General features: G+C 67.7%; 7 protein-coding genes and 1 pseudogene. 4 read left to right on the forward strand and 4 right to left on the reverse strand.

The window, feature by feature from the left end; genetic code table 11:
- Positions 1-912 (forward strand): LLM class flavin-dependent oxidoreductase (locus ABT300_RS39780; RefSeq protein WP_351686783.1); only part of this gene is annotated, 912 nt, incomplete at its 5' end.
- 384 nt (positions 913-1,296) lie between these two features.
- Here ABT300_RS39780 and ABT300_RS39785 read toward each other — a convergent pair.
- A complete protein-coding gene (locus ABT300_RS39785; protein WP_351686785.1) occupies positions 1,297-2,190 on the reverse strand; it encodes a helix-turn-helix transcriptional regulator in 894 nt (297 codons plus the stop codon).
- Positions 2,191-2,350: 160 nt separating this feature from the next.
- Here ABT300_RS39785 and ABT300_RS39790 point away from each other — a divergent pair, with 160 nt between their 5' ends.
- Entirely contained in the window at positions 2,351-3,748 is a 1,398-nt protein-coding gene (locus tag ABT300_RS39790) for an MFS transporter (RefSeq protein ID WP_351686789.1), read from the forward strand.
- 56 nt (positions 3,749-3,804) lie between these two features.
- On the opposite strand, the pseudogene ABT300_RS39795 reads toward ABT300_RS39790, so the two are convergent.
- From ABT300_RS39795 to ABT300_RS39805, 3 genes and pseudogenes are all read right to left on the reverse strand, one after another.
- Positions 3,805-3,910 (reverse strand): annotated as a pseudogene (locus ABT300_RS39795) (IS5/IS1182 family transposase); the annotation flags it as partial.
- A 29-nt stretch (positions 3,911-3,939) separates the two neighbouring features.
- Complete coding sequence (locus ABT300_RS39800) at positions 3,940-4,140, reverse strand: hypothetical protein (RefSeq protein WP_351686799.1); 201 nt, start codon at positions 4,138-4,140, stop codon at positions 3,940-3,942.
- Between the two features lie 101 nt (positions 4,141-4,241).
- Entirely contained in the window at positions 4,242-4,640 is a 399-nt protein-coding gene (locus ABT300_RS39805) for an alcohol dehydrogenase catalytic domain-containing protein (RefSeq protein ID WP_502978093.1), read from the reverse strand.
- A gap of 166 nt (positions 4,641-4,806) precedes the next feature.
- Between ABT300_RS39805 and ABT300_RS39810 the strand changes: the two genes are divergently transcribed.
- Together ABT300_RS39810 and ABT300_RS39815 are read left to right on the forward strand one after the other, a co-directional pair.
- On the forward strand, positions 4,807-5,379 hold the full coding sequence (locus ABT300_RS39810; RefSeq protein ID WP_351686793.1) for a TetR/AcrR family transcriptional regulator: 573 nt from the start codon (positions 4,807-4,809) through the stop codon (positions 5,377-5,379).
- Between the two features lie 373 nt (positions 5,380-5,752).
- The gene (locus tag ABT300_RS39815) at positions 5,753-6,715 is read left to right on the forward strand and encodes a ribosome-inactivating family protein (protein WP_351686796.1); all 963 of its coding nucleotides are present in this window, start codon (positions 5,753-5,755) and stop codon (positions 6,713-6,715) included.
- Positions 6,716-6,763: the final 48 nt, after the last annotated feature.

Genomic DNA, 6,763 nt, shown 5'->3' on the forward strand with positions numbered 1-6,763 from the left:
CACCACTCGATGGAGTACACGATCTCCCCGAGCCCGATGCCGCTGCTCGCGCATCTGGCCGCGAAGACCTCGACGATCCGGCTGGGCGCGGGGACGATCATCGCCCCGTTCTGGCACCCGCTGCGGGTCGCCGGTGAGTGCGCGCTGCTCGATGTCATCAGCGACGGCCGGATGGAGGTCGGACTCGCCCGGGGCGCCTACCAGTTCGAGTTCGACCGGCTGGCGGACGGGCTGCCGGCCGCGGACGGCGGCAAGCATCTGCGTGAACTCGTGCCCGCCGTACGGGCGTTGTGGCAGGGCGACTACGCCCACGACGGCGAGATCTGGCAGTTCCCGACCTCGACCAGTGTGCCCAAGCCGGTGCAGCGGCCCACCCCGCCGATGTGGATCGCCGCGCGCGACCCCGCCTCCCACGACTTCGCGGTCGCCGAGGGCTGCAACGTCATGGTGACCCCGCTGATGAAGGGCGACGAGGAAGTCGTCGACCTCAAGCGGAAGTTCGACACCGCCGTGGCGAACCACCCGGAGGTGGCGCGCCCCGAGCTGATGGTCCTGCGCCACACCCATGTCCACTCCCCCGACGACCCCGAGGGCTGGCGCCCGGCCGCCGAGGCGATCAACCGCTTCTACCGCACCTTCGACGCCTGGTTCGGCAACAAGGCCACCCCCGTCAACGGCTTCCTGCCGCCCAGCCCGGAGTCGAAGTTCGAGGGCCGCCCGGAGTTCGCGCCGGAGTCCCTGCACCGGACCGCCATGATCGGCACCCCGGCCGAGGTGATCGAGCGGCTGCGCTCCTACCAGGAACTCGGTGTCGACGAGTACAGCTTCTGGATCGACAACAGCCTGCCGCACGAGGAGAAGCGCAAGTCCCTGGAGCTTTTCATCAAGGAAGTCGTGCCGGCCTTCCAGTGAGTTCTCGGCCGGACCGCAGATGTTGCGGACGAACAGGGCGATGCCTTCCTGGCCTTGCCCTGCCGTGGCGGGATGCCGCGGACCTGCGGCATGAGGGCCTGACGGGTGACCCAGCACCGGCGCGACGTGCCCCTGGATCTACGGGTTTGCCATCTGCCGGTGGCGTGGACCAACTCACCCGGCCGGGCGTGCGCTCGAAGGGTCCACGGGGTCGAGCAGGACGACGCCCCAAATCTCGACGTCGAGCCCGGCGGGGGGGGCAGCCTGCGTGCGGGGATGGATGGTCCAATTGACCAGCTTCTTCGCTGTCTCACGTCATCATGGGCGGCCTTGTCTCATGCGCATGGCATTTCTTCAGGTCCGGTGGCAGGCGGATGTCTGGGCTCAAGGCAAGTGGTTGCTTGCCGCCGGGCTCGTCGGCTCGGAAGCCTCGCTGTGCTTTAGCAATCCAAGGAATGAAGGTGCGTGGGCGGAGCTGGGGGCGAGGGTGTAGGTGACGATCGTCAGGCCAGGGTCGGCAGGGACTTCGAGGGCGTCGTAGTCGAGGTCGAGGTCGCCCACGGCGGGGTGGTGGAAGCGCTGTTGTCCACTGCGGTAGTACTTGACGTCGTGTGCGTCCCAGCGCATGGCGAACTCGTCGCTGTGGGTGGCGAGTTCGTCGATGAGGTCGACGAGGTCGGTATTGCCTGGTGTGCGGGCGGCTTCGGCGCGCAGACTGCCGACGGCGTTGTGGGCGATGCCGTTCCAGTCGCGGTAGAAGCGGCGGGCACGCGGGGCGAGGAAAACGAAGCGGGCCAGATTGGGCGGCTGCTCTTCGGTGTCGAAGGCGTCCGTGTACAGGGCGCGGGCGAGCTGGTTGGTGGCGAGGACGTCGAGGTGGGCGTTGCGGACGAAGGCGGCGGCGCCGGTCATGGCGTCGAGGATTTGCTGGAGGCTGTCACGGACGTGTGAGGTGCCGCCGTCGCGGTCGGATGCATGGTGTGGGGCGTTGGCAGCGCGGATGAGGGCGGCCAGGTGAGCGCGTTCGATGTCGTCGAGTTGGAGGGCGGTAGCGAGGCTGTCAAGGATCTGTTCGGAGACGCCGCCGACGTTGCCGCGCTCCAAGCGGGTGTAGTACTCGACGCTGATCGCTGCGAGCTGGGCGACCTCTGAGCGTCGCAGACCGCTGACCTGGCGTCGTCCGCCGAAGTCGGGCAGGCCGGCTTGCTGCGGGGTGAGGCGAGCGCGGCGGCTGGTGAGGAAATGGCGTATGTCTTCGCGGGCGGTGTCGGCTGGCACGTCTTCAGCGTAGGTCACCCTCCGGGCCCGGAGGGTCCCCGCCAGTACCCCTCCGGACAAGGACTCCCAGGTCAGATGGGGTGCGTGATTCTCTGGATGTGTGACCGGGCCAGCAGGGTCGGCACCTCTCTCCTCGTCTCAGGAAGGACCACGTACCGTCATGCCTTTCACCGCTTCGCCGCACCGGCCGTCGAAGGCAGGGGCGCCTAAGACGGATCGGCATGCCAGCGCGACCTTGGGCGCTTCCGTCCTCGGCTTCTTCGTGATCACGCTGGACGCGACGATCGTGAACGTCGCGCTGCCCTCGATCCGTGACGCGCTGGGCGGCGGTATCACCGGCCTGGAGTGGGTGGTGGACGCCTACACACTGATGTTCGCCGCGCTCCTGCTGTCCGCCGGGGCTCTCTCGGACCGGATCGGCGCGCGCAAGGCGTTCGCCGGCGGCCTGGGCCTGTTCATCGCCGCGTCAGTGGTGTGTGGGCTGGCCCCGTCGCTACCGGTACTCATCGCCGCGCGCGTCGTGCAGGGCGTCGGCGCGGCGGTCACCATGCCGACGTCGATGGCGCTGGTGCGCCAGGCGTTCCCTGACCCGGCCCGCCGGGCACGCGCAGTGGGGATGTGGGCGATGGGCGGCGCCATGGCTGCCGCCGCGGGCCCAGTGCTCGGCGGTCTGCTAAGCCTGGTCTCCTGGCGGGGGATCTTCTGGATCAATCTGCCGGTCGGCATCCTCACCCTGCTCCTGCTGTCCCGCACCCCGCACTCGCCGACCCGCCCGGCCCCGTTCGACTGGACCGGTCAGATCACGGCGATCCTCGCGATGGGCGGCCTCACCTTCGGGGCGATCGAAGCCGGGGACGCAGGGTTCACCGCCCCCCAGGTTCTGGTTTCCCTTGGCATTGCGATCGTCGCGCTGGCCGCGTTCGTGACAGCGCAGGCCAAGGTGGCCCACCCGATGGTGCCCCTTACCCTGTTCCGCTCACCGACCGTAGTCGTCGCCACCGGCATCGGCTTCGCCTTCATGGTCGGCTTCTATGGGTTGCCGTTCCTGTTTTCCCTGTATTTCCAGCAGCAGCACGGCCTGTCCGCACTGGGCGCCGGACTCGCGTTCCTGCCGATGATGCTACTCAGCGCCTTCCTGACGCTGTTCTCCGCGCGGATCGCCGAGCGCACCGGTCCTCGAGTGCCGGTCATCGCCGGGCTGATCCTGATCGCGGCCGGATCGATCGCCCTCGCGGTGATACCTGCTTCCGTGCCGGTGTGGGCGAACGCGCTGCTGCTGATCCCGGTCGGTATGGCTGGCCCGCTCGTGATGCCCCCGACCACCGCCCTGCTGCTGGAGCATGTACCCACCGCGCAAACCGGCACCGCCAGCGGGGTATTCAACACCAGTCGCCAGATCGGCGGCGCTCTGGCCGTAGCTGTCTTCGGCGCCCTGATCTCCGCCCCTGCCGGATTTCACCACGGGCTGCGCGTCAGCCTGACACTGGCCGCCGCCATCGCGCTCCTGGCTGCTCTGGCCACCGGGCGCATGGGCACCGCCCGCCGCCGAGACGCATGATCACCGAGAACCGCACCTGCAGGCACATCCCGAAAACAGGGCGTGGAGCAATTTGACGGGCGCAGCCTGCAGCGCCGGTCGCCCTCACGGGTGACGACCAGCATGGTCACCCATTCCACAAGTGCATGCGGCAGGTCGAGTGCGGCAAGGATGGATGACCAACGAGGCCCCCGAGCAGCGTGGTTGAGACGTCAGACATCTCGATCAACAGCCGGGGGCCTCGCTCGTTGCGCTTTGCAGGCCGTCACCTGATCGGAGGCCAGCCCGAAGAAGCTCATTGTGCCGCCCGCCTCGGCGAAGGCGTCCAGCACCGCGAAGCTCTCTTCGCCGTCTGACGTCCAGCCGAAGGTGTTGGTGCCCAGGACGAGGGGCCCGGCGCCGTGCATGTTCATTTCTCTCCTGCGGGTTGGGGGACCCGGGCGTGGGCGGGCAGGTCCATGGTTCGGGGAGTGTGCGACCCGCCCACACCGTCTGTCGTCGAACCGGCCGCTGGCTACGAGACGCGCACGACCGTCCGGCCCGTCAGCTCGCGTCGTCCCAGGGCCGCCAGCAGGTCGGGGGCCTCTTCCCACGCGGCGGTACGGGTGACCTGCGGGTCGATGAGCTTCGTCTCGGCCAGGCGTGCCAGCAGCCCCAGCCGCCGCACGCCGCGGCCGGCCTCGCGCTGTCCCTCGCTGTTGCTGACCCGGGTGCCCGCTGAAGGCCCGGAGCCGTCCGCCGCCGCCTCGACGACCACGCCTGCCACGTCCAGGCCCATGGGCGTTCCTGGCGGCGAGAGCCGGACCGCGTGCAGATCCCCCCTCCTGACGGTCGAAGCCGTCACCTGTACGAGCAGTTCGCTGCCTGCACGGGCGGGCTCCGGAACCTCGGTGAAACTCCACCGTGCCGTCATTCGTCGTGGTCAATGCGCGCATACCGATCTTCCTTTCACCCGTCGCCGAAGAGCCGTGCCAGGGCCCGGACGACAGACCTCGGCCGCAAAAGTGGACTAGGGCGCCCACTTGAAGACCGCAACACGTAAGTGGGCACCCCTGCCCACTTACCTTCGAGATGGTGGTATGACCGACAACGACGAACTGGGCCGAACCCTGCGCTCCGACGCGGAAGGCAACCGGGACCGCATCGTGAACGCGGCACGGGCCGCGTTCCGCGAACTGGGGGCCGACGCGCCGATGAAAGCGATCGCGAGCCGTGCCGGTGTGGGCACGGCCACGCTCTACCGGCGGTTCCCCACCCGCGAGGACCTTCTGGCCTACGTCTTCTCCGACCGGCGGACCGGGTGCGAGGACTCAGTGCGCGCGGCGCTGACCAACCCCAGTCCCTGGCAGGGCCTGGTCGACCACATCAACCACCTCGCGCGCCTGCAGCTGGAGGACCGCGCGTTCACCGCGGTGTTCCTCTACGGATTCCCTGCGGACAGCCCGGTCAGCCGGTCCCGTGCCGAGGCCGGAAGAGCCCTGCTCCAACTGCTCGACGCAGCCAAGGCTGCCGGTGACCTGCGAGAAGACGTCGACGAGAACGACATCATGCTCCTGATCAAGGCAAACGACGGGGTGCTGCGGTGGGCAGCCGAACCCGCGATGGAGAGCGCACGGCTGGTAGAGAGGTTCCTCGGCGCTGTGCGTGCATGAGACCTGCGCGCCGGCGGCGTGGATGGTCAGCCGCGGTCTCGAGCAGATCGGGCGAGCAGGATCTCCGCAATCGCGCGGAGGGCGGACAACGGGTCTTCGCCCAGCGCCTGTACGGCGACGTGGTCGGCCCCGTCATTCCGGGCCGCCATGATCCAACTGGCGACACAGCCAAGAGGTCATCTGACGCCTCGTCGAACTGCCCGGTAGGGAGATTTGACTCTGTCGCGCACCCACGATCATCAGCAAACCTGTCGATCACAGCAGGGGGGACAGCCCACCTTACGGGCCTCCTGCTCCCGGCCGATCCTGCGGCATCTGCTGCAGACACGCAGGTCCGTAGCAGTCGGAACAGCGCAGCGAGCAGAAAGAGCACATGCACATGCAACCAGTTATGGATTCGGCGGCATCACCGAACGGAAGCGGCCGCCAGCACAGGCGCCGGTCTCGTTGGCTCAACGGCAAGTTCCTGGCTTTCTTCCTCGCCGGTGCCATGCTCCTTGGCGGTGCCGCCCTGGTGGTCCCTCAGTTTCAGGAGAAAGCCAGTGCCATTGATGACGGGAAGGACATCACCTGGGACATGAGCGGTGGCGCGAGCGCCTACAACAAGATGATCGACCAGGTGCGGCAGCGGGCGACTGGCGGGCGGGTATTGCGCGACGGAGTCCTGCAAACCGACCCGAGCACCACCGACACGTTCAGCATCAATGTCCGGAACCCCGATGTGCCCAGCAGCCAGACGGACGGGCAGGGTTTCCGCCTGATCATGCGGGCACGGGACTTGTTCGTCATCGGCTGGGTCACTCAGAACGTCAACGGCGATGCCCAGGTCATTTTCCTCAAGGGTGATGACGACGGATACCGTGGCGCAGACAGCAACAACCCCCTCCCCTTCGAGGAGGCTCCTTTCGGTGGCAACTACACCGAATTGGAAGCGGCCGCTGGCCGGGGTCGAACCGGCATAGAGGCCAACTCTTCCTCGTGGGCGACAGCGTTCAGGAACATGCGTAGCTCCACTGACCAGCGGAGTGTCGCGCAGGCGCTGCTGATGTTCATCCCGGCCATCGCTGAGGGGGCCAGGTTCGACCCGATTCAGACGGGCTTCGCGCCGAGCTTTAACTCCAACAACGGCGGCTCCCACACGATCAACTCGGCCGAAGCGGACCTGATGAACAGTTGGAGCGATGCGTCGAAGCAGATGGTCGACTCCCTCAACAACGGTACCCCGATCAACTTCCGGGTCGATGACCCCGCAACGCCTGAGGTCGACTTCGAAGCGAATTCGCTGACGGCCTTGGCCGGCATCCTGGCCATCGCCCTCTTGCAGACCAAGTTGTGACGATGTCGATGAAAGCCTGAGGCGACGAGCCCAGCCGTGGACCGTGCC

The organism is Streptomyces sp. NPDC001027 (assembly GCF_040299045.1).
Classification (GTDB): domain Bacteria; phylum Actinomycetota; class Actinomycetes; order Streptomycetales; family Streptomycetaceae; genus Streptomyces.

Coding starts and splice junctions, on each gene's coding strand:
- ABT300_RS39790 (WP_351686789.1), top strand. CDS start 2,351: ATGCCTTTCACCGCTTCGCCGCACCGGCCGTCGAAGGCAGGGGCGCCT.
- ABT300_RS39800 (WP_351686799.1), bottom strand. CDS start 4,140: ATGAACATGCACGGCGCCGGGCCCCTCGTCCTGGGCACCAACACCTTC.
- ABT300_RS39805 (WP_502978093.1), bottom strand. CDS start 4,640: ATGACGGCACGGTGGAGTTTCACCGAGGTTCCGGAGCCCGCCCGTGCA.
- ABT300_RS39810 (WP_351686793.1), top strand. CDS start 4,807: ATGACCGACAACGACGAACTGGGCCGAACCCTGCGCTCCGACGCGGAA.
- ABT300_RS39815 (WP_351686796.1), top strand. CDS start 5,753: ATGCACATGCAACCAGTTATGGATTCGGCGGCATCACCGAACGGAAGC.